General features: G+C 68.2%; 23 protein-coding genes. 13 read left to right on the top strand and 10 right to left on the bottom strand.

The window, feature by feature from the left end; genetic code table 11:
- Positions 1-199: 199 nt before the first annotated feature.
- The 4 genes from tcuC to C7416_RS16085 all read left to right on the top strand — a co-directional run bounded on the left by tcuC (position 200) and on the right by C7416_RS16085 (position 3,710).
- Complete coding sequence (gene tcuC, locus C7416_RS16100) at positions 200-1,504, top strand: MFS transporter (RefSeq protein WP_111519826.1); 1,305 nt, start codon at positions 200-202, stop codon at positions 1,502-1,504.
- A 277-nt stretch (positions 1,505-1,781) separates the two neighbouring features.
- Entirely contained in the window at positions 1,782-2,330 is a 549-nt protein-coding gene (locus C7416_RS16095; RefSeq protein ID WP_092317241.1) for a peroxiredoxin, read from the top strand.
- A 105-nt stretch (positions 2,331-2,435) separates the two neighbouring features.
- The gene (locus C7416_RS16090; RefSeq protein WP_010810111.1) at positions 2,436-2,957 is read left to right on the top strand and encodes a carboxymuconolactone decarboxylase family protein; all 522 of its coding nucleotides are present in this window, start codon (positions 2,436-2,438) and stop codon (positions 2,955-2,957) included.
- A 180-nt stretch (positions 2,958-3,137) separates the two neighbouring features.
- Positions 3,138-3,710 carry a GNAT family N-acetyltransferase gene (locus C7416_RS16085; RefSeq protein ID WP_062799008.1) on the top strand — a complete coding sequence of 191 codons (573 nt, stop codon included), beginning with the start codon at positions 3,138-3,140 and terminating at the stop codon, positions 3,708-3,710.
- 2 nt (positions 3,711-3,712) lie between these two features.
- On the opposite strand, the gene ispF is transcribed toward C7416_RS16085, so the two are convergent.
- On the bottom strand, positions 3,713-4,222 hold the full coding sequence (gene ispF, locus C7416_RS16080; RefSeq protein WP_111519825.1) for a 2-C-methyl-D-erythritol 2,4-cyclodiphosphate synthase: 510 nt from the start codon (positions 4,220-4,222) through the stop codon (positions 3,713-3,715).
- Positions 4,223-4,226: 4 nt separating this feature from the next.
- On the bottom strand, positions 4,227-4,967 hold the full coding sequence (gene ispD, locus C7416_RS16075; RefSeq protein WP_026163977.1) for a 2-C-methyl-D-erythritol 4-phosphate cytidylyltransferase: 741 nt from the start codon (positions 4,965-4,967) through the stop codon (positions 4,227-4,229).
- 228 nt (positions 4,968-5,195) lie between these two features.
- Between ispD and mfd the strand changes: the two genes are divergently transcribed.
- From mfd to C7416_RS16035, 8 genes are all read left to right on the top strand, one after another.
- Positions 5,196-8,645, top strand: a complete 3,450-nt coding sequence (gene mfd, locus C7416_RS16070) for a transcription-repair coupling factor (protein ID WP_111519823.1) — start codon at positions 5,196-5,198, stop codon at positions 8,643-8,645.
- 79 nt (positions 8,646-8,724) lie between these two features.
- On the top strand, positions 8,725-9,948 hold the full coding sequence (gene argE, locus C7416_RS16065; RefSeq protein ID WP_111519822.1) for an acetylornithine deacetylase: 1,224 nt from the start codon (positions 8,725-8,727) through the stop codon (positions 9,946-9,948).
- A gap of 235 nt (positions 9,949-10,183) precedes the next feature.
- Entirely contained in the window at positions 10,184-11,563 is a 1,380-nt protein-coding gene (locus C7416_RS16060; RefSeq protein ID WP_111519821.1) for an amidohydrolase, read from the top strand.
- Between the two features lie 101 nt (positions 11,564-11,664).
- The gene (gene serB / locus C7416_RS16055) at positions 11,665-12,519 is read left to right on the top strand and encodes a phosphoserine phosphatase SerB (protein WP_111519820.1); all 855 of its coding nucleotides are present in this window, start codon (positions 11,665-11,667) and stop codon (positions 12,517-12,519) included.
- 182 nt (positions 12,520-12,701) lie between these two features.
- Positions 12,702-12,989 (top strand): hypothetical protein, encoded by a 288-nt coding sequence (locus C7416_RS16050; RefSeq protein ID WP_111519819.1) that lies wholly within the window; start codon positions 12,702-12,704, stop codon positions 12,987-12,989.
- A complete protein-coding gene (locus C7416_RS16045) occupies positions 12,986-13,297 on the top strand; it encodes a hypothetical protein (RefSeq protein ID WP_111519818.1) in 312 nt (103 codons plus the stop codon). The genes C7416_RS16050 and C7416_RS16045 overlap by 4 nt, the downstream gene beginning before the upstream one ends.
- A 10-nt stretch (positions 13,298-13,307) precedes the next feature.
- Positions 13,308-14,957 (top strand): PepSY-associated TM helix domain-containing protein, encoded by a 1,650-nt coding sequence (locus C7416_RS16040; RefSeq protein WP_111519817.1) that lies wholly within the window; start codon positions 13,308-13,310, stop codon positions 14,955-14,957.
- A gap of 105 nt (positions 14,958-15,062) precedes the next feature.
- Positions 15,063-15,302, top strand: a complete 240-nt coding sequence (locus C7416_RS16035; protein ID WP_111519816.1) for a DUF2789 domain-containing protein — start codon at positions 15,063-15,065, stop codon at positions 15,300-15,302.
- A gap of 13 nt (positions 15,303-15,315) precedes the next feature.
- On the opposite strand, the gene C7416_RS16030 is transcribed toward C7416_RS16035, so the two are convergent.
- From C7416_RS16030 to C7416_RS16010, 5 genes are all read right to left on the bottom strand, one after another.
- Positions 15,316-16,545: a cystathionine beta-lyase gene (locus C7416_RS16030; protein ID WP_111519815.1), complete on the bottom strand. Its 1,230-nt coding sequence runs from the start codon at positions 16,543-16,545 to the stop codon at positions 15,316-15,318.
- Positions 16,546-16,709: 164 nt separating this feature from the next.
- Positions 16,710-17,333: a hypothetical protein gene (locus C7416_RS16025; RefSeq protein ID WP_111519814.1), complete on the bottom strand. Its 624-nt coding sequence runs from the start codon at positions 17,331-17,333 to the stop codon at positions 16,710-16,712.
- A gap of 8 nt (positions 17,334-17,341) precedes the next feature.
- Positions 17,342-18,526: a beta-ketothiolase BktB gene (gene bktB, locus C7416_RS16020; RefSeq protein WP_111519813.1), complete on the bottom strand. Its 1,185-nt coding sequence runs from the start codon at positions 18,524-18,526 to the stop codon at positions 17,342-17,344.
- A 115-nt stretch (positions 18,527-18,641) separates the two neighbouring features.
- Complete coding sequence (gene rimO / locus C7416_RS16015; RefSeq protein WP_111519812.1) at positions 18,642-20,021, bottom strand: 30S ribosomal protein S12 methylthiotransferase RimO; 1,380 nt, start codon at positions 20,019-20,021, stop codon at positions 18,642-18,644.
- Positions 20,022-20,184: 163 nt separating this feature from the next.
- The gene (locus C7416_RS16010; RefSeq protein ID WP_111519811.1) at positions 20,185-21,141 is read right to left on the bottom strand and encodes a tRNA dihydrouridine synthase; all 957 of its coding nucleotides are present in this window, start codon (positions 21,139-21,141) and stop codon (positions 20,185-20,187) included.
- A 263-nt stretch (positions 21,142-21,404) separates the two neighbouring features.
- Between C7416_RS16010 and C7416_RS16005 the strand changes: the two genes are divergently transcribed.
- On the top strand, positions 21,405-21,695 hold the full coding sequence (locus C7416_RS16005) for an addiction module antidote protein (protein ID WP_111519810.1): 291 nt from the start codon (positions 21,405-21,407) through the stop codon (positions 21,693-21,695).
- Between the two features lie 53 nt (positions 21,696-21,748).
- Here C7416_RS16005 and phaR read toward each other — a convergent pair whose 3' ends face one another.
- From phaR to C7416_RS15990, 3 genes are all read right to left on the bottom strand, one after another.
- Positions 21,749-22,300, bottom strand: a complete 552-nt coding sequence (gene phaR, locus C7416_RS16000; protein ID WP_111519809.1) for a polyhydroxyalkanoate synthesis repressor PhaR — start codon at positions 22,298-22,300, stop codon at positions 21,749-21,751.
- Between the two features lie 419 nt (positions 22,301-22,719).
- The gene (locus C7416_RS15995) at positions 22,720-23,460 is read right to left on the bottom strand and encodes a 3-ketoacyl-ACP reductase (protein WP_012352634.1); all 741 of its coding nucleotides are present in this window, start codon (positions 23,458-23,460) and stop codon (positions 22,720-22,722) included.
- A 71-nt stretch (positions 23,461-23,531) separates the two neighbouring features.
- The gene (locus C7416_RS15990; RefSeq protein ID WP_111519808.1) at positions 23,532-24,713 is read right to left on the bottom strand and encodes an acetyl-CoA C-acetyltransferase; all 1,182 of its coding nucleotides are present in this window, start codon (positions 24,711-24,713) and stop codon (positions 23,532-23,534) included.
- Positions 24,714-24,731 lie beyond the last annotated feature (18 nt).

Raw genomic sequence — 24,731 nt, 5'->3', positions numbered from 1 at the left:
TGCTGACAGGTTTTCGACAGCCGCTGATAGCTTCCTGAAAGGCATTTGACAGGGCAATGACAGCGGCGCGGCGCACACTGGCGCCCGTCATCAGGCCCGCGGCAACACCCCTCCCACATGGCGCGGCCCGCGCGCGCCTGGCTGATACCTCCCGACAATCATGCCGCCGGATCGCACCGGCGGTGCCTGAGAGACAGCCATGTCAGAGACCACCGCAGCGTCCGCCGGCTCGCAGCACGGGTTCCGCACCGTGTTCCGCGTCGTCAGCGGCAACTTCCTGGAAATGTATGACTTCATGGTGTACGGCTTCTATGCCGCCGCCATCGCCAGGACGTTCTTCCCGAGCGGCAACGAGTTTGCCTCGCTGATGCTTTCGCTCGCCACCTTTGGCGCGGGCTTCCTGATGCGGCCGCTGGGCGCGATCGTGCTGGGCGCGTATATCGACCACCACGGCCGCCGCAAGGGCCTGATCCTGACGCTGGTGCTGATGGCCATGGGCACGCTGCTGATTGCCTGCGTGCCCGGCTATGCCAGCATCGGCGTGGCCGCGCCGCTGCTGGTGCTGGCCGGGCGCCTGCTGCAGGGCTTTTCCGCGGGCGTGGAGCTGGGCGGGGTCTCGGTCTACCTGTCCGAGATCGCCAAACCCGGGCGCAAGGGCTTCTATGTCGCCTGGCAGTCGGGCAGCCAGCAGGTCGCGGTGATCTTCGCCGGGCTGCTTGGCGTGATCCTCCATGGCACGCTGGCGCCGGCGCAGATGGACGAATGGGGCTGGCGCATCCCGTTCCTGGTCGGCTGCCTGATCGTGCCGTTCCTGTTCCTGATCCGCCGTTCGCTCGAAGAGACCGAAGCCTTCAAGGCGCGCAAGCACCGCCCGGCGATCGCCGAGATCTACCGCTCGATGCTGGAGAACTGGCGCATCATCCTGGCCGGCTGCATGATGGTGGTGATGACCACGGTGTCGTTCTACATGATCACCGCGTACACGCCGACCTTCGGCAAGACCGTGCTCAGGCTCGACGACACCGACAACCTGATCGTCACCATGTGCGTGGGCCTGTCCAACTTCATCTGGCTGCCGCTGATGGGTGCGCTGTCGGACCGGGTCGGGCGCAAGCCGCTGCTGCTGGGCTTCACGGTGGCGACGCTGCTGACGGCGTATCCGGCGGTGTCGTGGCTGGTGGCCGAGCCGTCGTTCGCGCGGCTGCTGACGGTGGAGCTGTGGCTGTCGTTCCTGTACGGCAGCTATAACGGCGCGATGGTGGTGGCGCTGACCGAGATCATGCCGCCCGCGGTGCGCACCACCGGCTTCTCGCTGGCCTACAGCCTGGCGACCGCGCTGTTCGGCGGCTTCACGCCGGCGATCTCGACCTACCTGATCCACGCCACCGGCAACAAGGCCGCCCCGGGCCTATGGCTGATGTTCGCCGCGCTGTGCGGGCTGGTCGCGACGCTGGTGATCTTCCGCGCGCGCCGCGGCAGCGAGGCGGCAATGCAGGCGGCTTGATTTCCCCGCGATCGTCACCAAGTTGCCATAAGCGGTGTCATCGCGCGTGGCATACTGGCCCATCGCAACGGCGGCGCGCTGGCGCGACCATGTGCCACATGCGTTGCCATGCCTTTGCCTATCGGGCCGTTTGAGAATATCAATTAGCCCGGGCCCGGATGATGACGCATAATCACGTTTTGTCGCGGTACGCCGCCGCAGCAGCCGTATCACCGGTCCCACGCCGGGGCACGCGGCAGCGGCACCGCTCTCATTGCAACCGTATCAGGAGAAGTCTATGAAGACCGTTGGTGACAAGCTCGAAGCCTTCCACGTCGTCGGTGTCAAGCCGGGTTTCAACAATCACGAAGAGAACGGCCAGTCGGCTTTCGAAGACATCACTGAGAAGTCGTTCGAAGGCAAGTGGAAGATCATCTACTTCTACCCGAAGGACTTCACCTTCGTGTGCCCGACCGAAATCGTGGCCTTCGCCAAGCTGAACGGCGACTTCGCCGACCGCGATGCGATCGTGCTGGGCGGCTCGACCGACAACGAGTTCGTCAAGCTGGCATGGCGCCGCGAACACAAGGACCTGAACAAGTTGAACCAGTGGCAATTCGCCGACGTGACCGGTTCGCTGATCGACCAGCTGGGCGTGCGTGACCACGCTGCCGGCGTGGCTCTGCGCGCGACCTTCATCGTCGACCCGGAAAACACCATCCAGCACGTTTCTGTGAACAACCTGAACGTCGGCCGCAACCCGGACGAAGTCCTGCGTATCCTGGACGGCCTGCAGACCGACGAGCTGTGCCCGTGCAACCGTGCCGTTGGTGGCGCCACGCTGTAATTTCTGACCGTCGCCAGACGCCTTGGCGATCCGCGGAGGGCCCCGCCCTCCGCATCGAAACCCGCTTGCGCGGGTTTTTTGAGCCCTGATCGATAGGAGAAATAAATGGAATTCCTCAGCACGATTAAGAACCTCATCCCCGACTACGCCAAGGACATCCGCCTGAACGTCGACGGCACCATCGCCCGTTCCTCGCTGGAAGGCAACGATGCGGTCGGCGTGGCGCTGGCGGCGGCATTCGCGGCGCAGAGCAAGGTGCTGGTGGACGCCATCCGCAATGCCGGCGTGCTGTCGCCCGAGGAAACCAACGGCGCGCTGACCGCGGCCGCGCTGATGGGCATGAACAACACCTGGTACCCGTATGTCGAGATGGCCGACGATCCGGACCTGGCCAGCCAGCCGGCCGGGCTGCGCATGAACGCCTACGCTACCCATGGCGGCGTGGACAAGCGCCGCTTCGAGATGTACGCACTGGCCGCATCGATCGTGGGCAAGTGCCACTTCTGCGTGAAGTCGCACTACCAGCTGCTGAAGAACGAACAGGGCATGACCGCGCAGCAGCTGCGCGACGTCGGCCGCATTGCCGCGGTGATCGTGGCCGCGGCCAACGTGATCGCGGCGCAGTAAGGCATCCGCGCGTCCCCGCGCCCTCCCTGGCGGCCCGGCAACGGGCGCCGTAGCACAACAGCCGGCAGCTTCCCATCGGAACCTGCCGGCTGTTCCCATCTTGCAACCGTCATGGCCGCATCCTGCGCGGGCGCGGCGATCCGCCTACAATCCAGGCAGGAACCGCACTTTCAGCCTGCCATGACCCTGCCTTCGCCGACTTCCCCACGCTTCCACTACCGCCTGGCGGCGGTGCATGACTGGGGCGATATCGCCGCCGTCACGCAACAGGCCTACGGGCAATATGAACTGGCCATCATGGAAGATTGCCGCGCCTCGTTCCAGCGCGGCATGCAGGCCGTGCTGGCGACCAGCCACCCGGACATGGAATGGTGGGTGGCGGAGACCGATCACGGCATCATGGGCGCGGTGCTGTTCTGCCACCCGGGCGCGACGCTGCCGGCGCTGGACGGCAGCACCATCACCCTGACCCAGCCCGAGGCGCGGCTGCTATCGGTGAGCCCGCAGGCGCGCGGCCTGGGGCTGGGGCGCACGCTGATGCAGATCTGCATCCAGCGCGCGCGCGATATCGGCGCGTCGACGCTGGTGGTGCGCACCATGCCGGAAATGGCATCGGCCAACCGGCTGTGCCAGCAGATGGGATTCACCAAGCGCACCGAGGCCGGCGCGCGCAGCGGCGCGATGGCGCGGCTGATCGACTACACCTACGCCATCCCGCCAGAAGACACGGCGCCCGACGCGCCGCGCCCCTGAGCTCAGTCCTGCGCGTCCGCCAGCGAGGCGCGCCAGAGCAACACCGCGGCCTGCGCCACGATACCCTCCTGGCGCCCCTCGAAGCCCAGCTTTTCGTTGGTCTTGGCCTTGACGTTGCAGCGCCCGCGCGCGATCGCCAGGTCTTCGGCCAGGTTGGCCACCATGGCGCCGATATGCGGCGCCAGCTTGGGCGCCTGCGCGATCACCGTGGCATCGACGTTGCCGATCTCATAGCCGGCCTCGCGCACGCGGCGCGCCGCCTCGCGCAACAGCGCGCGGCTGTCGGCACCGGCGAACTGCGCGTCGGTGTCGGGGAAATGGCGGCCGATATCGCCCAGCGCGGCGGCGCCGAAGAGCGCGTCGGTGACTGCGTGCAGCAGCGCATCCGCATCGGAATGGCCCAGCAGGCCACGGTCGTGCGGGATCTCGACCCCGCCCAGGATCAGCTTGCGGCCGGGCACCAGCGCGTGGACGTCATAGCCCTGTCCCACCCGGATATCGAAAGGCATCATGCGGTCATGCTCCTTTGGCGTGGCTGCCCAGCAGCACTTCGGCGAGCGCGAAGTCCTCCGGGTAGGTCACCTTGAAATTGCGCAGCGAGCCGTTGACCAGCCGCGGATGCAGGCCCAGGCGCTCGATCGCGCTGGCCTCGTCGGTCACCACCGCGCCGGCCGCCATGGCGTCCTGCAGCGCCTGACGCAGCACGCCCAGGCGGAACATCTGCGGCGTCTGCGCCTGCCACAGCCCTTCGCGCGGCACCGTGGCACCGATGCGGGCATCGTCCTGGGCGCGCTTGAGCGTATCGGGCACCGGCACCGCCAGGATGCCGCCGATGGCGGCGTCCGGGTCGTCGTCGCCGTCGCTTTCGACCGCGCGCACCAGCGCGTGGACCATCGCCGGGGTCAGGCCCGGGCGCGCGGCATCGTGCACCAGCACCCAGTCGGCGTCGGTCGCGCCCAGCTGCGCCAGGTGGTGCAGGCCGGCCAGCACCGACGCATGGCGGCTGTCGCCGCCGACAAAGGCGGTATCGAAGCGCAGCCCGGCGAACGCGGCCGCGCCGAAGCGCGATTCCAGCGGCATGTCGTCGGGTGCCAGCACCAGCGCGGTGGCATTGATGGCGTCGCACGCCGAGAACGCCGCCAGCGCGTACCAGATCATCGGCCGGCCGGCCACGGTCTGGTATTGCTTGGGCACGGTGCCGCCGGCGCGGCTGCCGGTACCGGCACAGGGAATCAGGGCAAAGCGGCGAGCGGACACAGGATCGGCGTGGAGTGAAAAGAAGCGCGGACTGCCCGCCGGCCCGGCCGATGGTGCGGCACCACGGGGCGGCAGCGGGACAACCGGTGCGCATTCTATAATACGGCCCTTGCCCGTCGCCATGCCGTGCCACCATGCCTGGCAGGCGCTCCGGCACCTGAAGTCCCGGTTCCGACCCCCGCCCGCGATGCCGGCGGGGCGTCGTCGTTTTTGAACGCCCCTGCCGACATGCCTGACGCCACGCCCGCCTTTCCCTTTGTCAACCTGCCGCTGGTCAAGCCGGGGCTGCGCCACAGCGTGGCCGGCCTGCGCGGCTCGGCCGATGCGCTGGCGGTGGCCGCGTACGCGCGCCAGCACCGCGAGCGCGCGCCGATGCTGGCGGTGGTGTGCTCGCATGCCGTCGATGCGCAGCGCCTGGCCGAGGAAATCCCGTGGTTCGCGCCGGAGCTGCGCGTGCGCCTGCTGCCCGACTGGGAAACCCTGCCCTACGACAGCTTCTCGCCGCACCAGGACCTGGTCTCCGAACGGCTGGCGACGCTGCACGACATCCAGACCGGCCAGTGCGACGTGATGCTGGTGCCCGCCACCACCGCGCTGTACCGGCTCGCGCCACCGGCCTTCCTGGCCGCCTACACCTTCTTCTTCAAGCAGGGCGAGCGGCTCGACGAGGCCGCGCTCAAGGCGCAGTTCACGCTGGCGGGCTACGAGCATGTTAGCGCGGTGATGCGGCCGGGCGAATACAGCGTGCGCGGCGGCCTGATCGACCTGTACCCGATGGGCTCGGCGCTGCCATACCGCATCGACCTGTTCGGCGACGAGATCGAGACCATCCGCGCCTTCGATCCGGACACCCAGCGCAGCCTGTATCCGGTCAAGGAAGTGCGGCTGCTGCCGGGGCGCGAGTTCCCGCTCGACGAAGCCGCGCGCACCGCCTTCCGCGGCCGCTGGCGCGAAGTCTTCGAAGGCGACCCGACCAAGTCGCCGATCTACAAGGACATCGGCAACGGCGTGCCGTCGGCCGGCATCGAGTATTACCTGCCGCTGTTCTTCGAGCACAGCGCCACCGTGTTCGACTACCTGCCCGCCGACACCCAGCTGGTGTTCGCCGGCAACATCGACGAGGCCATCCGCCGCTTCTGGGCCGACACCACCCAGCGCTACAACTTCATGCGCCACGACCGCGAGCGCCCGTTGCTGCCGCCGGCGGACCTGTTCCTGTCCGAGGAGCAGTTCTTCGTCGCCGCCAAGCCGATGGCGCGGCTGGTGCTGCAGGGAGAAGCCGGCGCGGAGCAGCCGGCATTCTCGGGCATCCTGCCCGACGTCGCGGTCAACCGCCGCGCCGAAGACCCGCTGGTCAACCTGGAGTCGCTGCTGCTCGACAAGCAGACCCGCGTGCTGATGTGCGCCGACTCCGCCGGGCGGCGCGAGACGCTGCTGCAGCTCTTTGCCGAAAGCGGCCTGCGTCCGCATCCGGTCGAAGACTTTGCCGCGTTCCTCGCCGGCGACGCGCATTTCTCGATCGCGGTGGCGCCGCTGCAGAGCGGCTTCGCGCTGCCGCAGGCGCGGCTGGCCTTCGTCACCGAAGCCGAGCTGTACGCCGGCACCGCGCGCCGCACCGGCCGCCGCAAGCAGGAGCAGGCTTCCGCGGTCGACTCGATGGTGCGCGACCTGGCCGAGCTGAAGATCGGCGACCCGGTGGTGCACAGCGAGCACGGCATCGGCCGCTACCAGGGCCTGGTGACGCTCGACATGGGCCAGGGCGACGAGGAATTCCTGCATCTGGACTACGACAAGGGCAGCAAGCTCTACGTACCGGTGCACCAGCTGCATGTGATCTCGCGCTATTCGGGCGCCGATCCCGATACCGCGCCGCTGCACCACCTGGGCTCCGGCCAGTGGGACAAGGCCAAGCGCAAGGCCGCGCAGCAGATCCGCGACACCGCCGCCGAACTGCTCAACCTGTACGCGCGCCGTGCCGCGCGCGAGGGCTTCGCCTTCCCGCTGTCGCCGAAGGACTACGAGACTTTCGCCGAGAGCTTCGGCTTCGAGGAAACCCCGGACCAGGCCGCCGCCATCGCCGCGGTGATCGCCGACATGACCTCGGGCAAGCCGATGGACCGGCTGGTGTGCGGCGATGTCGGCTTCGGCAAGACCGAGGTGGCGCTGCGCGCGGCCTTCGTCGCGGTGCTGGGCGGCAAGCAGGTGGCGATGCTGGCGCCGACCACGCTGCTGGCCGAGCAGCATTTCCAGACGCTATCCGACCGCTTCGCCGAATGGCCGGTGCGCATCGTCGAGTTGTCGCGCTTCAAGACCAAGAAGGAGATCGACGCGGCCATCAAGCAGATCAACGAGGGCAGCGTCGACATCGTCATCGGCACCCACAAGATCCTGTCCGACCAGGTCAGGTTCCAGCGCCTGGGCCTGGTCATCATCGACGAGGAACACCGCTTCGGCGTGCGCCAGAAGGAAGCGCTGAAGTCGCTGCGCGCCGAGGTCGACGTGCTGACGCTGACCGCCACGCCGATCCCGCGCACGCTGGGCATGGCGCTGGAAGGCCTGCGCGATTTCTCGGTAATCGCCACCGCGCCGCAGAAGCGGCTGGCGATCAAGACCTTCGTGCGGCGCGAGGAAGACGGCGTGATCCGCGAGGCCATCCTGCGCGAGCTCAAGCGCGGCGGCCAGGTGTACTTCCTGCACAACGAGGTCGAGACCATCGAGAACAAGCGCGCCAGGCTGGCCGAGCTGGTGCCCGAGGCGCGCATCGCGGTGGCGCACGGCCAGATGCACGAGCGCGAGCTGGAGCGCGTGATGCGCGACTTCGTCTCGCGCCGCGACAACATCCTGCTGTGCACCACCATCATCGAGACCGGCATCGACGTGCCGACCGCCAACACCATCCTGATCCACCGCGCCGACAAGTTCGGGCTGGCGCAGCTGCACCAGCTGCGCGGCCGCGTCGGGCGCTCGCACCACCAGGCCTATGCCTACCTGCTGGTGCATGATGTCGACGGCCTGACCAAGCAGGCGCAGCGCCGGCTCGAGGCGATCCAGCAGATGGAGGAACTGGGCTCGGGCTTCTACCTGGCCATGCACGACCTGGAAATCCGCGGCGCCGGCGAGGTGCTGGGCGACAAGCAGTCGGGCGAGATCCACGAGATCGGCTTCCAGCTCTACACCGACATGCTCAACCACGCGGTCAAGGCCCTGAAGGCCGGCAAGGAGCCCGACCTGATGGCGCCGCTGGCCGCCACCACCGAGATCAACCTGGGCACCCCGGCGCTGCTGCCCAACGACTACTGCGCCGACGTGCACGAGCGCCTGTCGCTGTACAAGCGGCTGGCCAACTGCGAGACCCCGGAGCGCGTCGACGATATCCAGGAAGAGCTGGTCGACCGCTTCGGCCGGCTGCCGGCGCAGGCGCAGGCGCTGGTCGAGACCCACCGGCTGCGCATCGCCGCGGCGCCGCTGGGCGTGCGCAAGATCGACGCCGGCGAAGCCACCATCAGCGTGCAGTTCGTGCCCAACCCGCCGATCGACGCGATGCGCATCATCGACCTGGTGCAGAAGAACCGGCATATCAAGCTGGCGGGACAGGACAAGCTGCGCATCGAGGCGAAGATGCCGGACGTGGCGGTGCGCGCGCAGACCATCAAGCATACGCTGCGGCAACTGGCGTAGACCCGATGCCGATCGCGCATGGACGCGGCGCGCGGCCGGGTGTAGCATCGATTCCTTAACAAGTTAGCGATACCGCCCCATGCCGATCCAAGCCGCCCCCGCCGGACCTTCCCGCCAGCCTGTCCCTGAAACCGCCGCGCGCGGCAGCGCGCTGGAATGGACCCAGCGGCTGGTGGCCTACGACACCACCAGCCGCAATTCCAACCTGGGACTGATCGAGTCGGTGCGCGACCATTTCCTGGCCAAGGGGTTGAAGCCGCATCTGAGCTACAACCCGCAGCGCGACAAGGCCAACCTGTTCGTCACCGTGCCCGCGGCCAACGGCGCCACCAACGGCGGCATCGTGCTGTCCGGCCATACCGACGTGGTGCCGGTGGACGGGCAGGCCTGGACCACCGACCCGTTCAAGCCGGTGGTGCGCGACGGCAAGCTGTACGGCCGCGGCACCTGCGACATGAAGGGCTTTATCGGCACCAGCCTGTCGCTGCTGCCCGCCATCCTCGACGCCCGGCTGCGCGAGCCGGTGCACTACGCGCTGTCGTTTGACGAAGAGATCGGCTGCATGGGCGCGCCCTACCTGCTGGCCGAGCTGCGCGAGCGCGGCGTGACCCCCGGCGGCTGCATCGTCGGCGAGCCCACCAGCATGCGCGTGATCGTCGCGCACAAGGGCATCAACGCCTACCGCTGCTGCGTGCGCGGCCAGGCCGCGCATTCGTCGCTGACGCCGCGCGGCGTCAATGCCATTGAATACGCGGCGCGGCTGATCTGTTTCATCCGCGACATCGCCGACGAGTTCAAGGCCAACGGCCCCTACGACCAGGCCTTCGACGTGCCCTACACCACCGCGCAGACCGGCACCATCCAGGGCGGCATTGCGCTCAACACGATCCCGGCGCTGTGCGAATTCGTGTTCGAGTTCCGCAACCTGCCGGGCGTCGATCCGGAAGCGATCTACGCGCGCATCCAGGCCTATGCCAATGACGTGCTGCTGCCGAAGATGCGCGCCGAACATGCCGATGCCGACCTGACGCTGAGCAAGATCGCCGCCGCGCCGTCGCTCGACGTGGCCGAGCAGGAAGCCATCACGCAACTGGTGCGCGCGCTGACCGCGGACCGCGACACCAACAAGGTGGCCTACGGCACCGAGGCCGGCCTGTTCCAGCGCGCGGGCATTCCGGCGGTGGTATGTGGGCCCGGCGATATCCAGCAGGCGCACAAGCCGGACGAGTTCGTTGCGCTGGAGCAGCTGGCCGCGTGCGAGGCGTTCCTGCACAAGGTGGTGGACAGCCTGCGCGTGAGCTGACTGCCGGCGTATCGAAACCTTGCTCCCCTCGCCCGCTTGCGGGAGAGGGGATGGGGGAGAGGGCCGGCGTTTCCACAAAGTTGCGCGCATCGCATCGAGATGCGCCTGCCCTCTCCCCCGCCCCTCTCCCAAAGGGAGAGGGGAGACCCCACTCCGCTTCCGTTGGCGCATTGCTTTTCGCAGCGCGCCAATTACACCGCCAGCACCAAACCAACAACAACGAAGGAGATCCTGCATGGCCGCACGTCGCACCGCATCCCGTTCCACCACCCGCTTCGCCGTCGCCGGCCTGGCCCTGGCCGCCAGCCTGCTGTGCCACGGCGTGCAGGCGCAGGCGCCGGCCGCACCTGCCGGCGCCGATGCGCTGCATGCCCAGATCGAAACCCGCGCCAAGGCGGTCGAAAAGCAGCTGATCGCCTGGCGCCGCGATATCCACCAGCATCCCGAACTGGGCAACTACGAGACCCGCACCGCAAAGCTGGTGGCGGACCACCTGCGCAAGCTCGGCATGGAGGTGAAGACCGGTGTGGCCAAGACCGGCGTGGTCGGCGTGCTCAAGGGCGGCAAGCCGGGCCCGGTGGTGGCGCTGCGCGCCGACATGGACGCGCTGCCGGTGAAGGAGCGCGTCGACGTGCCGTTCGCGTCGAAGGCCAAGGGCCAGTACCTGGGCAAGGAAGTCGACGTGATGCACGCCTGCGGCCATGACACCCACGTGGCGATCCTGATGGCCACTGCCGAGGTGCTGGCCGGCATGAAGGACCAGCTGCCCGGCACGGTCAAGTTCATCTTCCAGCCGGCCGAGGAAAGCCCGGCCGACTTCGAGCCCAACGGCTCGAACATGTGGGGCGCCAAGCAGATGGTGGCCGAGGGCGTGCTGGACCATCCCAAGGTCGACGCGATCTTCGGCCTGCACGTCACCAGCGGCATCGAGTCGGGCAAGCTGGGCTGGCGCAGCGGTGCGTCGATGGCGGCGGCCGACCAGTTCTGGATCGACGTCAAGGGCCGCCAGACGCACGGCGCGCGGCCGTGGGGCGGGATCGACCCGATCGTGGTGGCGTCGCAGATCGTGATGGGCCTGCAGACCATACAGAGCCGCCAGGTCAATGCCATGCTGGAGCCGTCGGTGATCACCGTGGGCACCTTCCACGGCGGCAACCGCATGAATATCGTGCCGGAAAAGGTCGAGATGATGGGCACCATCCGCACCTATGACGAAGGCATGAAGAAGGACATCCATGCCCGCATGAAGCGCACCACCGAGGCCATCGCCTCCAGCGCCGGGGCCGAGGCGAATTTCCGCGTGGTCGAACTGTACAACGCCACCATCAACCAGCCGGCGCTGACCGAGAAGATGGCGCCCACGCTGCAGCGCGTTGCCGGCGATGGCAACTGGATGATCACGCCCAAGGCCACCGCGTCAGAGGACTTTTCGTTCTACCAGGAGAAGGTGCCGGGCTTGTTCTTCAATCTCGGCGTGACGCCCAAGGGGCAGGACGTCACCAAGGCGCCGTCGAATCACTCGCCGGAGTTCTATGTGGACGAGCCGGCGCTGATCAACGGCGTGCGCGCGCTGTCCAGCCTGACCGTGGACTACATGGTGATGGCGCAGCGCTGAGCGCTTCGCCCGCGGGCGCCGCGGGGGCTACAATAGCGCTTTTGCCGCCTTGCATCCCCCGCCTTGCCGCAACCGCGGCAAGCGCACGATTCCCGTCCGTCATGCCCCTGATCCTGCAGAGCCTCGCCCCGCTTGCCCCCGCCGACCTCGACACCGCCCGCACCCTGGCCCGCGCTTCCGCGCTGGTGCCGCGCAGCGACACCGTGGCCGTGGCCGAGGACTGCGCGCCGCTGACACCGGCACTGCGCGACGCGCTCGACGACTTCTGCGGCCCGCGCGCGATCGACTGGGCGGTGGTGCCGACCGGGCGCAAGCTGTCCGACTTCCGCCTGGTGGCGATGGACATGGACTCGACCCTGATCACGATCGAGTGCATCGACGAGATCGCCGACTTCTGCGGCCTCAAGGCCGAGGTCTCCGCCATCACCGAAGCCGCCATGCGCGGCGAGATCACCGACTTCAACGAAAGCCTGCGCCGCCGCGTGGCGCTGCTCAAGGGGCTGGACGCCGCCGTGCTGGAGCGCGTCTATGCCGAGCGCCTGCGGCTGTCGCCGGGCGCGGAGCGCATGCTGGAAACCGTGCGCGCGCTGGGCCTGAAGACGCTGCTGGTGTCCGGCGGGTTCGTGCACTTCACCGATCAGCTCAAGCCGCGGCTGCAGCTCGATTTCACCCGCGCCAACACGCTCGAGATCGTCGACGGCAAGCTGACCGGCAACGTCGTCGGCGAGATCGTCAACGCCGACGTCAAGGCCCGCACCGTGCAGGAGATCTGCGCGCAGATCGGCGCCACGCCGGACCAGGCCATCGTCATGGGCGATGGCTCGAACGACCTGAAGATGATGGCCGTGGCCGGACTGTCGGTGGCGTTCCGCGCCAAGCCGGTGGTGCGCGCGCAGGCCAGCGTCGCGTTCAACCACGTCGGGCTCGACGGCCTGCTCGCGCTGTTCCCGCACTGATCCGCGCCAGGCACCTCGCCTGCTGAAGCGTCCGCAGCGCGCGGACGCCAGTCGCGCGCCGTCGCCGCGCGTGCCCTTCCACGTGCAGTGAAGTTCCCACAGGTCGCTCATTCTCGACCTGGCGCTTGCGCGTACAAATGCGAATCATTATTATTAATGTTTCGTTGATCTGACATTGCCCCATGCAAGTTCTGGCCGTCCTTCTTGGCCTGGCTGCGGCCGCGTGCCTGTACCTGGCCGCGCCCAACCAGGTGTTGCTGTCGCCGGGCACCCTCTCCCGCCCGCGGCTGGCCGGCTGGCTGGGGCTGGCCTTGACCTGCGCCAGCACCTGGTTGTGGAGCCTGACCGACGGCTGGCCGGTCGCGATCGCCGCCAGCCTGGTCACGGTGCCGTGCGCGCTGTCGGTGTGGCCGTTCATCGGCACCTATGCGGCGCGCAGGCGCCAAGGCGAACGGGAGCAGCGGGCATGAGCGCGGACGCATCCGGAATCGGCACCAAGTGGCTGGCCGGCGCACTGCTTGGCCTGCCGCTGGCGCTGGTGCTGTGCACGCTGGCGATCCTGGCCCTGCCGGGCGGCTGGCAAACCGGCATCGTCGCGGCGGTGGCAGCCTGCCTGCCGGTGTGGGTCGCGATCATCAGCGCCAGCCTGCTGTTCCGTTCCAGCCGCAGCGCGTGGCTGTGGCTGGGCGGCGCCAACCTGCTCGGCTTCGGCGCGCTGTGGGCGCTGCGCCTGGCCGGCCTGGCGCCGGCGGCACTGGCCACCCTGCCCACTCCCTGAGACTGCCATCATGAAAACCGCAACCCTGCGCCTGTACCAGACGCTGCACACCTGGGTCGGCCTGATGGCCGGCTGGGCCCTGTTTATCGCCTTCTTTGCCGGGGCCATCACCGTGTTCCACCACGAGTTGCATGTGTGGCAGTCGCCCACGCGGCTCAAGGGCAGCGCGACGGTCGAGGCCAAGGCCGACCCGGCCGCGGTCGACCGCTTCATGCAGAAGCTGGTCGCGATCCATCCCGAAGCCGCGGCCAGTGCCTACGTGATCATGCCGTCGGAGGGCGAGCCCAATATCTCGGCCTACTGGCAGGACAAGGCCGGCGAGTGGCAGATGACCACCGACGCACGCCTGGCCGGCAGCGCCGCGATGCAGCGCGACACCTCTCGCGACCACGTCATGGGCGAGCTGTCGGCGTTCCTGAACAGCCTGCACTATTCGCTCGGCATCCCGGTCGGCGGCATTTATTTCATGGGCGCGATCTCGGTGCTGTACGGGCTGGCGCTGGTGTCCGGCGTGCTGCTGCACCTGCCGCGGCTGAAGAAGGACCTGTTCGCGGTGCGTCCGGGGCGCAACCTCAAGCGTTTCTGGATGGACACCCACAACGTGCTGGGCCTGTTCAGCCTGCCCTTCCACCTGGTTTTCGCCATCACCGGCGCGCTGTTCTGCCTGTCGCTGGTGCTGATGATGGTGTTCAACACGCTCACCTTCGACGGCCGCCTGTTCGAGGCGGTGCCGACCGCCACCACCGCGGTGCCGGAAGTGGCCGCGGCAGGCCGTGCGGTGCCGACGCTGCCCACCGCGACGCTGATGCAGATTGCGCGCGAACACGGCGGCGAGCGCTTCACGCCGGAGTCGTTCCGCTTCCAGCGCTACGGCGACGCCAACGCCGTGGTCGAAGTGCGCGGCACCAGCACACAGGCACTCGGCAACCTGGGCTCGGTCGGCATCCACGCCGCCAGCGGCGAACCCAATGCCGGCCAGCTGACGGCCAACCAGACCGCCGGCGCGCGCGACAGCAACCATGGCCTCTACAGCGCGCTGTATGCGCTGCATTTCGGCACTTTCGGCGAGCTGCCGGTGCGGCTGGTCTACCTGCTGGCCGGCCTGGCCGGTGCCTTCCTGTTCTATTCGGGCAACCTGATGTGGATCGAATCGCGGCGCAAGCTGCGCCAGGCCGAGCAGCCGCGCGTGCATCGCCTGCTGGCGCAGGCCACCGTGGGCGTCTGCATCGGCTGCTGCATCGGCGTGGCGCTGTGCTTCCCGGCGGCGCTGCTTTGGCCCGAGCGCGCCGTCAGCCAGACCTATTTCATCGCGTTCGGCCTGGCCTGCGCCTGGGCAGTGCTGCGCGCGCCGGTGCGCGCCGCGGTGGAGCTGCTCTATGCCGCCGCACTGGCCGCGCTGACGGTGCCGCTGTCGAACGCGATCCTGACCGGCGATCACCTGCTGCACAGCATCCCCAGCGGGCACTGGATCATCGCCGGCTTCGACCTCGGCGCGATCGCGCTGGCGGCGGGTTTTGTCGCGCTGGCCCGCGCCACCGCGCGCCGCGCCCGCAGCGGGCCGGCGGAGTCGGTCTGGGCCATGCCGCGGGCAGGACTGGCGCAACCGGCCGCCAGCGCTGCCGCCGGGGCCAAGGCGATGTCCGGCACCGAGACGCGCTGACGCGCTGCACCCCCGCCATAAACAAAAACGGACGCCACGGCGTCCGTTTTTGTTTTCGTGGCTGCCCTACACTACCTGAGGTCAACCACCGCGAGCCCGACCATCATGGAACCGACCTTCCACCAGTTTTCAGAACTATTCGACCAGCTCGGCCTGGCGTCCGACGAAGCCAGCATCCGCGCCTTCATCGGCAAGCACGCGCCGCTGCCCGAGACCCTCGACCTGGCCGAGGCCCCGTTCTGGACGCCAGCGCAGGCAGCCCTGCTGCGCGACGAACTGCTCGACGACGCCGACTGGGCCGAAGTCGTCGACCAGCTCAACCTGGCGCTGCGACAGCCGGCCTGACATTGCCGACCGATCAGGCGGCCAGCGTGGCCTCGATCGCCTGGCGCAGGTCGGCGATCAGGTCGCGCGTGTCTTCCAGGCCGATATAGAGCCGCACCAGCTCGCCGGTATCGTGCCAGCCGGCCGGCGGCCAGCTGCCCGCCGGGCGCATGCCCTCCACGTGGTACGGCACCGCCAGGCTGTGCGCGCCGCCCCACGACCAACCGATGGCGAACAGTTGCAGGGCCTCGACGAAGGCATCGACCTGCTGGCGCGTATAGCGCTCGCGCAGCACGATGGCGAACAGCCCGCTGGCGCCGGTGAATTCGCGCCGCCAGTTGGCATGGCCGGGACAGTCAGGCAGCGCGGGATGCAGCACGCGCGCCACCTCCGGCCGCTGGCGCAGCCATTCGGCCACTTCGCGCGCGGCGCGGTCATGCGCGGCCAGCCGCACCGGCAGGCTCGGCAGCGCGCGCAGCACCAGGTGGCAGTCGTCGGCGGACACGCCCCAGCCCATCAGCATGCGGGCGCGCTTGAGCCGGCCGTGCAGGCCGTCGTCGCAGGTCAGCACCGCGCCCATCAGCACGTCGCTGCCGCCGGACTGGTACTTGGTCAGCGCCTGCACCGAGATATCGATGCCGAGTTCGAACGGGCGGAAATAGACGCCGGCCGACCAGGTGTTGTCGATCGCGGTCAGCACGCCGCGCGCGCGCGCCGCGGCGACGATGGCGCCGCAGTCGGGCACCTCCATCGTCACCGAGCCGGGTGATTCCATCCAGATCAGGCGCGTGTTGGGCTGGATCAGCGCGGGCACCGCGGCGGCATCCATGGGATCGTAGTAGCGCACGGTCACGCCGAAGTCGCGCGCCAGCCACTCGCCGTGGTCGCGGTTGGGGCCGTAGACGTTATGCGGCACCAGCACGTCGTCGCCGCTCTTGAGCAGCGCGAAATACACCAGCGAGATCGCTGCCAGCCCCGACGGCTGCAGCAGCGTGTGGCGTGCGCCCTCGAGCAGCGCCAGGTGCTGGCACAGCGCCTCGCTGGTCGGCGTGGCATGCAGGCCGTAGCGCCAGTAGGTGGTGGCGCCGTCGCCATGCGCGCGCAGTTCGGCGAGGTTGCGGAACACCACGGTCGAGCCGCGGTGCGTGGCCGGGGAGAACGAGGCAAAGCCGGGGGCGATGTCCAGCTCGGGCTGGACCGCGACGGTCTGCAGGTAATGGGATGCAGAATGGGATGCGGGCTTGTCGGATGGGGAATCGGACACGGCGGTTTCCTTGCTGGCTGCCCGGCGGCCGCGTCACCCGGCCAATGCGGCGGAGTGCGTCAGAGTGCGGCACGGTCAGGCATGAGACGCGATGAGCCTCCGAGCTTACCAGCAAATGCCGCCCGCGCCACCGGGAGGCTTCAGCGCGTGGCGCCGGAAAAAGCCTACCAGCCGGAAATCGACGACTTTGGCGGCGGCGGCGCGTAGGTGACGCCGCTGTTGGGCGTCATGTCGAACGGGGGAATCACCAGCATGTCGAGCGGGCGGATGAAGAACGGCAGCACGATGGCCGGGTTGAAGGCATCGGTCCAGGTGCCGCGCACGGCGCCGCTGGCGTCGATGGTGCCTTCCCAGTTGCCCGAGACCCGGGTGCCGTCGTCGGACTCCTCCATCAGGAAGGCGCCGTCCTCCCACTCGCCGGCCAGCAGGCGCACGCCGGCGCCGCGGCCGCTGTACTCGCCGCGCACGCTGTCGCGCTCGTCGGGCTTGGGGCCCAGGCGCAGGCGCACCGGCTGGTCGCCGACCTTGCCGACATACACCGGCAGTGACGCATACTCCGGCCGCGGTGCCAGCGGCCGCGCGGCGCCGGTCGACAGCGCCGCGCCACGGCGGGCCTCGCCGTCGCGGATGGCCTGGTTCAGGCCCAGCGCTTCAGCGCCAGCGGTGGCGCCATTCACCGGGCCGGTCGACAGCTCGGTGGCGGGCGCCGCCTGCGCCGCGCCCGCCAGGGCGAACACGGCGGCGGCGCCAAGGGTCGTGCAAAGGTCGGTCAGCCGGGCCACGCGCAAGGCAATCCTCAGATCCGTTCGAAGATGGCGGCAATGCCCTGCCCGCCGCCGATGCACATCGTCACCAGTGCGTAGCGGCCTTGCACGCGGTTCAGCTCATGCAGCGCCTTGACCGTGATCAGCGCGCCGGTGGCGCCGATCGGGTGGCCGAGCGAGATGCCCGAGCCGTTCGGGTTGACCTTGGCCGGGTCCAGGCCAAGCGCCTTGCTGACCGCGCACGCCTGCGCGGCAAAGGCCTCGTTGGCTTCGATCACGTCCAGGTCGGACACCTGCAGGCCGGCACGCTCGAGCGCAATCTTCGTCGCCGGCACCGGGCCGATGCCCATGGTCTTGGGATCGACGCCGGCATGGCCGTAGGACACCAGGCGCGCCAGCGGCTTCAGGCCGCGGCGCTCGGCCTCGGCGCGCTCCATCATCACCACCGCGGCGGCGGCGTCGTTCAGGCCCGAGGCATTGCCGGCGGTGACGGTGCCGTTTTCCTTGACGAAGACCGGCTTGAGCTTGGTCATATCGTCCATGGTGGCGTCATGGCGCACATGCTCGTCGGTGTCGAAGGTGACTTCGCCCTTGCGGCCCTTGGTCACCACCGGGACGATCTGGTCCTTGAAGTAGCCGGCCTTGATCGCGGCCGAGGCGCGGCGGTGCGATTCCAGCGCGGCCTCGTCCTGCTGCGTGCGCGAGATCTCGTATTCCTTGGCGACGTTCTCAGCGGTCACGCCCATGTGGATGCGGTGGAACGGGTCGTGCAGCGCGCCCAGCATCATGTCGACCAGGCCGGCATCGCCCATGCGCGCGCCCCAGCGTGCCGCCGGAGCCAGGTACGGGGCGCGGCTCATGCTTTCGGCGCCGCCGCCGATGGCGACGTCGGCATCGCCCAGCAGGATGGTCTGCGCGGCGCTGACGATGGCCTGCAGGCCCGAGCCGCACAGCCGGTTGACGGTCAGCGCCGGGGCGTTGATCGACACGCCGCCGTTGACGGCGGCGACGCGGCCCAGGTACATGTCGCGCGGCTCGGTCTGGATCACGTTGCCGAACACCACGTGGCCGACGTCGTCACCCGACACCTGCGCACGGGCCAGCGCCTCGCGCACCACCAGCGCGCCCAGCTCGGCCGGGGCCACGTCCTTCAGGCTGCCGCCAAAGGTTCCGATCGCGGTACGGACACCGCTCACTACTACGACTTCACGCGTCATGACTGTCTCCATCCAGGTTATGTTGCACCGCACAGTATAGCCGCAGCGCAGCCGAAGCGAACGGTCGTACTTTTACCTAATGGCAGCCGTGCCGGCATCGTCCGGCGGGACTAGCTCAGACCTCGCCCCACAGGTCGTGGCCGTCGGCGCCGGTGATCTTCACTTCGACGAACTCGCCGGCGCGGTAGCGTTGCGAAGTCCGTTGCGGCGGCGCGATATAGACCAGGCCGTCGATTTCCGGCGCATCCGCCGACGAACGGCCGATGCCGCCATCCTGGTTGACCTCGTCGACCAGCACGCGCAGGGTCTGGCCGACCTTGCGCTGCAGCCGGCGCGCCGACACCGCCTCGGCCACTTCCATGAAGCGGGCTCGGCGTTCCTCGCGCACTTCATCGGGCAGCGCGCCCGGCAGGTCGTTGGCGGTGGCGCCCTCCACCGGCGAATACGCGAAGCAGCCGACGCGGTCCAGCTCGGCCTCGGCAATGAAGTCCAGCAGCGTCTGGAACTCGGCCTCGGTCTCGCCCGGGAAGCCGGCGATAAAGGTGCTGCGGATGGTCAGTTCCGGACAGATCTCGCGCCAGGCGCGGATGCGGTCCATGGTCTTTTCGGCATTGGCCGGGCGCTTCATGCGCTTGAGCACGTCCGGATGAGCATGCTGCAGCGGCACATCGAGGTACGGCAGCACGTGGCCATTGTTCATCAGCGGGATGATCTCGTCGACGTGCGGGTACGGGTACACATAATGCAGGCGCACCCAGGCGCCGTACTGCGCGGCCAGCTCGCCCAGCGCCGCCACCAGCTCGGTCATGCGGGTCTTGAGCGGACGGCCGTTCCAGAATCCGGTGCGGTACTTGACGTCGACACCGTAGGCGCTGGTGTCCTGCGAGATCACCAGCAGTTCCTTGACCCCGGCTTTGAACAGGTTCTCGGCCTCCAGCATGACCTCGGCCACCGGGCGCGAGACCAGGTCGCCGCGCATCGACGGGATGATGCAGAACGAGCAGCGGTGGTTGCAGCCCTCGGAGATCTTCAGGTAGGCGTAGTGCTTGGGCGTGAGCTTGATGCCGGCGGCGGGCACCAGGTCGGTGAACGGGTCGTGCGGCTTGGGCAGGTGCGTGTGCACCGCCTGCATCACCTCGCCCAGCGCGTGCGGGCCGGTCACGGCCAGCACCTTGGGATGCACCGACGACACGATGTCGTGGCCAGCGGCATCCTTCTTCGCGCCCAGGCAGCCGGTGACGATGACCTTGCCGTTCTCGGTCAACGCTTCGCCGATCGCGTCCAGGCTCTCCTGCACCGCTTCGTCGATAAAGCCGCAGGTGTTGACCACCACCAGGTCGGCGCCGTCATAGGTGCCGCTGATGGCGTAGCCCTCGGCGCGCAGCTGGGTGATGATCTGCTCGGAGTCGACCAACGCTTTCGGGCAGCCAAGGGAAACGAATCCCACACGCGGACTATGGTCTTTCTGGTTCGTTGCTTCTGAGGGGTTTTTCACGTTGGAATCCGAATGTGGGGCAAGGCGCGGGGCGGCCGGACCGTCGGGTCACGGCGACGAGGCCGCCGGGCGCAAAACAGGCAATCGCGCATTTTAACCGTTTGCCGGAATTTGCCGGCGCCTGACGCACGACATGCTGCACCGGACGACGGTTACGCAGACGTCACTCCGCGCTTTGCAAGCCTTGCAGGACCTGCGCGATCTGCAGCGAGTCCTGCATGCGCCGGATCGCCGCATGCAATTCGCCCGCCTGCGGCCAGGTCCGCTTCAGGTAGCTGAGCCAGAGCTTGACGCGTCCATGCTCGTGGCAAGAGGCGATGCGGGCATGCAGCTTGTTCAGGTAGGCCGCGATCTGGCCCAGCACCAGCGGCCACTCTTCGGCCGACGGCGTGCTGGCCATCCGGCCGCGAATGCGCAGGGCCAGGAACGGATCCGAGACCGCGCCGCGCCCGATCATGACGTCGTCACAGCCGCTGACCTCGCGGCACCGCGCCCAGTCCGCGACGGTCCAGACGTCGCCATTCGCTATCACGGGGATGTCGACGGCCGCCGCAATGCGCGCGATCCAGTCCCAGTGGGCCGGCGGCCGGTAGCCGTGGTCGCGAGTACGGGCATGCACCACCAGCGAGGCCGCGCCGCCTTCGGCCAGCGCGGTGGCGCAATCGATGGCCAGCGCGGTATCCGAGACGCCCAGCCGCATCTTGGCAGTGACCGGAATATTGGCGGGTACCGCGGCGCGCACCGACGCGACGATCCGGTTCAGCAGCGCCGGGTTGGTCAGCAGCATCGCGCCGCCGCCATGCCGGTTGACAACCTTGGCGGGGCAGCCGAAGTTCAGGTCGATGCCATGCGGCGACAAGGTCGCGGCATAGGCGGCATTGCGCGCCAGCCACTCGGGATCGCTGCCGAGCAACTGGATCACCATCGGCGTGCCACTGCGGGTATAGCCGCCGGACAGGATCTCGGGCGTGTCGCGCTCATAGACCCGCGCCGGCAGCAGCGACCCCGTCACCCGCACGAACTCCGACACGCAGCCGTCGTAGCCACCGGTATCGGTCAGCACATCGCGCAGCACATAGTCGGCAAGCCCTTCCATCGGGGCCAGGAACAGCCGGCTCATGGCAGGCACCGCGCCGCGGGCACCGGCGCCGGAGAGAAAGGTTGGAGAAGGCAGGACATGGGACGCCGCGCAAACAAGGCGAGTCCCAAACTGAGCCGCCGCCGAAAAATGCGATACAGAGCCCCGGAGGGGGCAAAGCGCGCATTCTACCTGCTTTGCGATGGGGCGGTTTTTCGGGAATCGGTGATTCCACGGAGGCAGTCAATCGCGCACGCTGCCGCAGACTGTGCACGCTACCTCGCGAAGAACCTGAGAATGTGCCAATGAAAGAACCAACCCGCCCGTGGAATTCGCCGGCGCAACTGCGCAGCCAGCAGCAAATCGCCGCCTACCTGGACGCCTGCCTGGCCGAGGCCGGCGACGACGATCGCTTCATTGCCTACGCGCTCGGCGTGGTCGCGCGCGCGCGCGGCATGACGCGGCTGGCCCGCGAAACCGGCCTGTCGCGCGAAAGCCTCTACCGTTCGCTGTCGGGCGAAGGCAATCCGGAATTCGGGACGATCTGGAAGGTGATGCGGGCGCTGGGGATTCGCCTGCACGCAAGCGCCGGCTGAGCGCCGGCCCGGGTTAGATGCGCGGCGGGTGACCGGCCCGCCGCCGCGTGTTGCTACTTCTTGTCCGGCTGGTTGAACGGGAACGTGCCGAACATGTTCTTGGCCTGGTTCTGCATCTGCTCCTGCATCTGCACGAACAGGTTCTTGCTCTGCTCGATGTAGTTGCTCATCATGCCCTGCATCATCGGGCCCTGCATGTTCATGAACTGCGACCACATGTCGGGGCTGAACGCTTCGCCGGAATACAGGCCCTTGGAGTTCTCGGCCAGCTTGTTCTGGATGTCGATGAAGGCCTGGATATTCTTTTCCAGGTAGGTGCCCATCATGCCCTGCATGGCATGGCCGTAGAAGCGGATGATCTGCGACAGCATCGCGCTGGAGAACATCGGCACGCCGCCGGTCTCTTCTTCCAGGATGATCTGCAGCAGGATGCTGCGCGTCAGTTCGTCACCGGACTTGGCGTCGACGACCTTGAAGTCCTCGGACTCCATCACCAGCTGCTTGACGTCCGCCAGGGTGATGTAGGTGCTGGTCTGGGTATCGTAGAGCCTGCGGTTGGGATACTTTTTGATCAGTCGCTCTGCGCCTTTTTTGGTCGTGGCCATCGGTGCTCTGTCCTTGTGTCGTCGCTGTTTGCGCGCTGCTGCACCGCATGGGGTGCAGTGCGCAAATCGGTACCGCCCGCGCCATCTGCTGTTATCGTGCCGGCTGTCTTGCGGCTGTTCGCGCATGGCTGCGCGCCGCGGCTCGCCGTCTCGCCCCCGCGAGGGCCATGCTGCACGACTATGGTGCCGGCGGCGCCGCTGCCCTGATTCTATGCCCAACAAAGCACTAAGAAAAGCGACCGGGCTTAAGGAAAACCCGGTAGACCGGCGCGCCGCGGAGCCGATCCCGCACGCCCGGAAATGATTCGCGGGCCATCACGGCCCGCGAAAGCGGCGGCGGAACTCGGCTTCCGCCACCTTGTGCGCCGCGCTGGCTGCACCGCAAAACGCGGCCGCCGGCGGGCGGGTTCAGCGCCGGGTCAGCCCATGTGCAGGCCGCCGTTGAGCGAGAAGTCGGCGCCGGTCGAGAACCCGGACTCCTCCGACGCCAGCCAGGCGCAGATCGAGGCGATCTCTTCCGGCTCGCCCAGGCGCTTCACCGGAATCGTGCCAACGATCTTGTCGAGCACGTCCTGGCGGATGGCCTTGACCATGTCGGTGGCGATATAGCCCGGCGAAACCGTGTTCACCGTCACGCCCTTGGTCGCCACTTCCTGCGCCAGCGCCATGGTGAAGCCGTGCAGGCCGGCCTTGGCGGTAGAGTAGTTGGTCTGGCCGAACTGGCCCTTCTGCCCGTTCACCGACGAGATATTGACGATGCGGCCCCAGCCGCGGTCGGCCATGCCGTCGATCACCTGCTTGGTGACGTTGAACAGCGAGGTCAGGTTGGTGTCGATCACCGCATCCCAGTCGGCGCGGGTCATCTTGCGAAACACCACGTCGCGCGTGATGCCGGCATTGTTGATCAGCACATCGACTTCGCCGACCTCGGCCTTGACCTTGTCGAAAGCCGCCTTGGTCGAGTCCCAGTCCGCCACGTTGCCTTCGGAAGCGACGAAGTCGAAGCCCAGGGCCTTCTGCTGCTCCAGCCACTTTTCACGGCGCGGCGAGTTGGGGCCGCAGCCGGCCACCACGCGAAAGCCATCCCTGGCCAGCCGCTGGCAGATGGCGGTCCCGATACCACCCATGCCGCCGGTCACATACGCAATGCGCTGAGTCATGTCCACTCCTTGATTGGCTTTTCGTTATTTGCCGCCGGGCCGCGCCATGCGCGCGCCCGGCGCACCGCTTCTTAATTGCGCTCGACCGCCAGCGCCACGCCCATGCCGCCGCCGATGCACAGCGACGCCAGGCCCTTCCTGGCATCGCGGCGCTTCATTTCGTGCAGCAGCGTCACCAGGATACGGCAGCCCGACGCGCCGATCGGGTGGCCGATGGCGATGGCGCCGCCGTTGACGTTGACCTTGGAGGTATCCCAGCCCATCTGCTGGTGCACCGCCAGCGCCTGCGCGGCGAAGGCCTCGTTGATCTCCATCAGGTCCAGGTCCTGCGGGGTCCAGCCGGCGCGCGACAGCGCGCGCTTGGACGCCGGCACCGGGCCCATGCCCATCACCTTCGGGTCCACGCCGGCGTTGGCGTAGCTCTTGATGGTGGCGAGCGGGGTCAGGCCCAGTTCCTTGGCCTTGGCGGCCGACATCACCACCACCGCGGCGGCGCCGTCGTTCAGGCCCGAAGCGTTGGCCGCGGTCACCGAGCCGGCCTTGTCGAAGGCGGGCTTGAGACCGGCCATGCTGTCGAGCGTGGCGCCGTGGCGCACGAACTCGTCGGTCTTGAACGCCACCGGGTCGCCCTTGCGCTGCGGAATCAGCACCGGCACGATTTCTTCGTCGAACTTGCCGGCCTTCTGCGCGGCTTCGGCCTTGTTCTGCGAGCCCACCGCGAATTCATCCTGGGCTTCGCGCGTGATGCCGTATTCCTTGGCCACGTTCTCGGCGGTGATGCCCATGTGGTACTGGTTGTACACGTCCCACAGGCCATCGACGATCATGGTGTCGACCAGCTTGGTGTCGCCCATGCGGAAGCCGTCGCGCGAGCCCGGCAGCACGTGCGGCGCGGCGCTCATGTTCTCCTGGCCGCCGGCCACCACGATCTCGGCATCGCCCGCCATGATGGCGTTGGCGGCCATCATCACTGCCTTCAGGCCCGAGCCGCACACCTTGTTGATGGTCATGGCCGGCACCATCGCCGGCAGGCCGGCCTTGATCGAAGCCTGGCGCGCCGGGTTCTGGCCCGAGCCGGCGGTGAGCACCTGGCCCATGATCACTTCGCTGACCTGCTCCGGCTGGATGCCGGCGCGCTCGAGCGCGGCCTTGATCACCACGGCACCCAGTTCCGGCGCCGGAATCTTCGCCAGCGAGCCGCCAAATTTGCCAACCGCGGTACGGGCCGCGGATACGATGACAACGTCAGTCATGGTGTAGTCCTCTCAATG

Origin of the sequence: Cupriavidus phytorum (assembly GCF_003254285.1) — a bacterium.
GTDB classification, from domain to species: Bacteria; Pseudomonadota; Gammaproteobacteria; order Burkholderiales; family Burkholderiaceae; genus Cupriavidus; species Cupriavidus phytorum.
The sequence above is the reverse complement of the archived record's forward strand: the minus strand, read 5'-3'. Positions and strand labels throughout refer to the sequence as shown.

Excerpts from the sequence above, each read along its gene's own strand:
- tcuC (WP_111519826.1), top strand. The coding sequence starts at position 200 with ATGTCAGAGACCACCGCAGCGTCCGCCGGCTCGCAGCACGGGTTCCGC.
- C7416_RS16095 (WP_092317241.1), top strand. The coding sequence starts at position 1,782 with ATGAAGACCGTTGGTGACAAGCTCGAAGCCTTCCACGTCGTCGGTGTC.
- C7416_RS16090 (WP_010810111.1), top strand. The coding sequence starts at position 2,436 with ATGGAATTCCTCAGCACGATTAAGAACCTCATCCCCGACTACGCCAAG.
- C7416_RS16085 (WP_062799008.1), top strand. The coding sequence starts at position 3,138 with ATGACCCTGCCTTCGCCGACTTCCCCACGCTTCCACTACCGCCTGGCG.
- ispF (WP_111519825.1), bottom strand. The coding sequence starts at position 4,222 with ATGATGCCTTTCGATATCCGGGTGGGACAGGGCTATGACGTCCACGCG.
- mfd (WP_111519823.1), top strand. The coding sequence starts at position 5,196 with ATGCCTGACGCCACGCCCGCCTTTCCCTTTGTCAACCTGCCGCTGGTC.
- argE (WP_111519822.1), top strand. The coding sequence starts at position 8,725 with ATGCCGATCCAAGCCGCCCCCGCCGGACCTTCCCGCCAGCCTGTCCCT.
- C7416_RS16060 (WP_111519821.1), top strand. The coding sequence starts at position 10,184 with ATGGCCGCACGTCGCACCGCATCCCGTTCCACCACCCGCTTCGCCGTC.
- serB (WP_111519820.1), top strand. The coding sequence starts at position 11,665 with ATGCCCCTGATCCTGCAGAGCCTCGCCCCGCTTGCCCCCGCCGACCTC.
- C7416_RS16050 (WP_111519819.1), top strand. The coding sequence starts at position 12,702 with ATGCAAGTTCTGGCCGTCCTTCTTGGCCTGGCTGCGGCCGCGTGCCTG.
- C7416_RS16045 (WP_111519818.1), top strand. The coding sequence starts at position 12,986 with ATGAGCGCGGACGCATCCGGAATCGGCACCAAGTGGCTGGCCGGCGCA.
- C7416_RS16040 (WP_111519817.1), top strand. The coding sequence starts at position 13,308 with ATGAAAACCGCAACCCTGCGCCTGTACCAGACGCTGCACACCTGGGTC.
- C7416_RS16035 (WP_111519816.1), top strand. The coding sequence starts at position 15,063 with ATGGAACCGACCTTCCACCAGTTTTCAGAACTATTCGACCAGCTCGGC.
- bktB (WP_111519813.1), bottom strand. The coding sequence starts at position 18,526 with ATGACGCGTGAAGTCGTAGTAGTGAGCGGTGTCCGTACCGCGATCGGA.
- C7416_RS16010 (WP_111519811.1), bottom strand. The coding sequence starts at position 21,141 with ATGAGCCGGCTGTTCCTGGCCCCGATGGAAGGGCTTGCCGACTATGTG.
- C7416_RS16005 (WP_111519810.1), top strand. The coding sequence starts at position 21,405 with ATGAAAGAACCAACCCGCCCGTGGAATTCGCCGGCGCAACTGCGCAGC.
- phaR (WP_111519809.1), bottom strand. The coding sequence starts at position 22,300 with ATGGCCACGACCAAAAAAGGCGCAGAGCGACTGATCAAAAAGTATCCC.
- C7416_RS15995 (WP_012352634.1), bottom strand. The coding sequence starts at position 23,460 with ATGACTCAGCGCATTGCGTATGTGACCGGCGGCATGGGTGGTATCGGG.
- C7416_RS15990 (WP_111519808.1), bottom strand. The coding sequence starts at position 24,713 with ATGACTGACGTTGTCATCGTATCCGCGGCCCGTACCGCGGTTGGCAAA.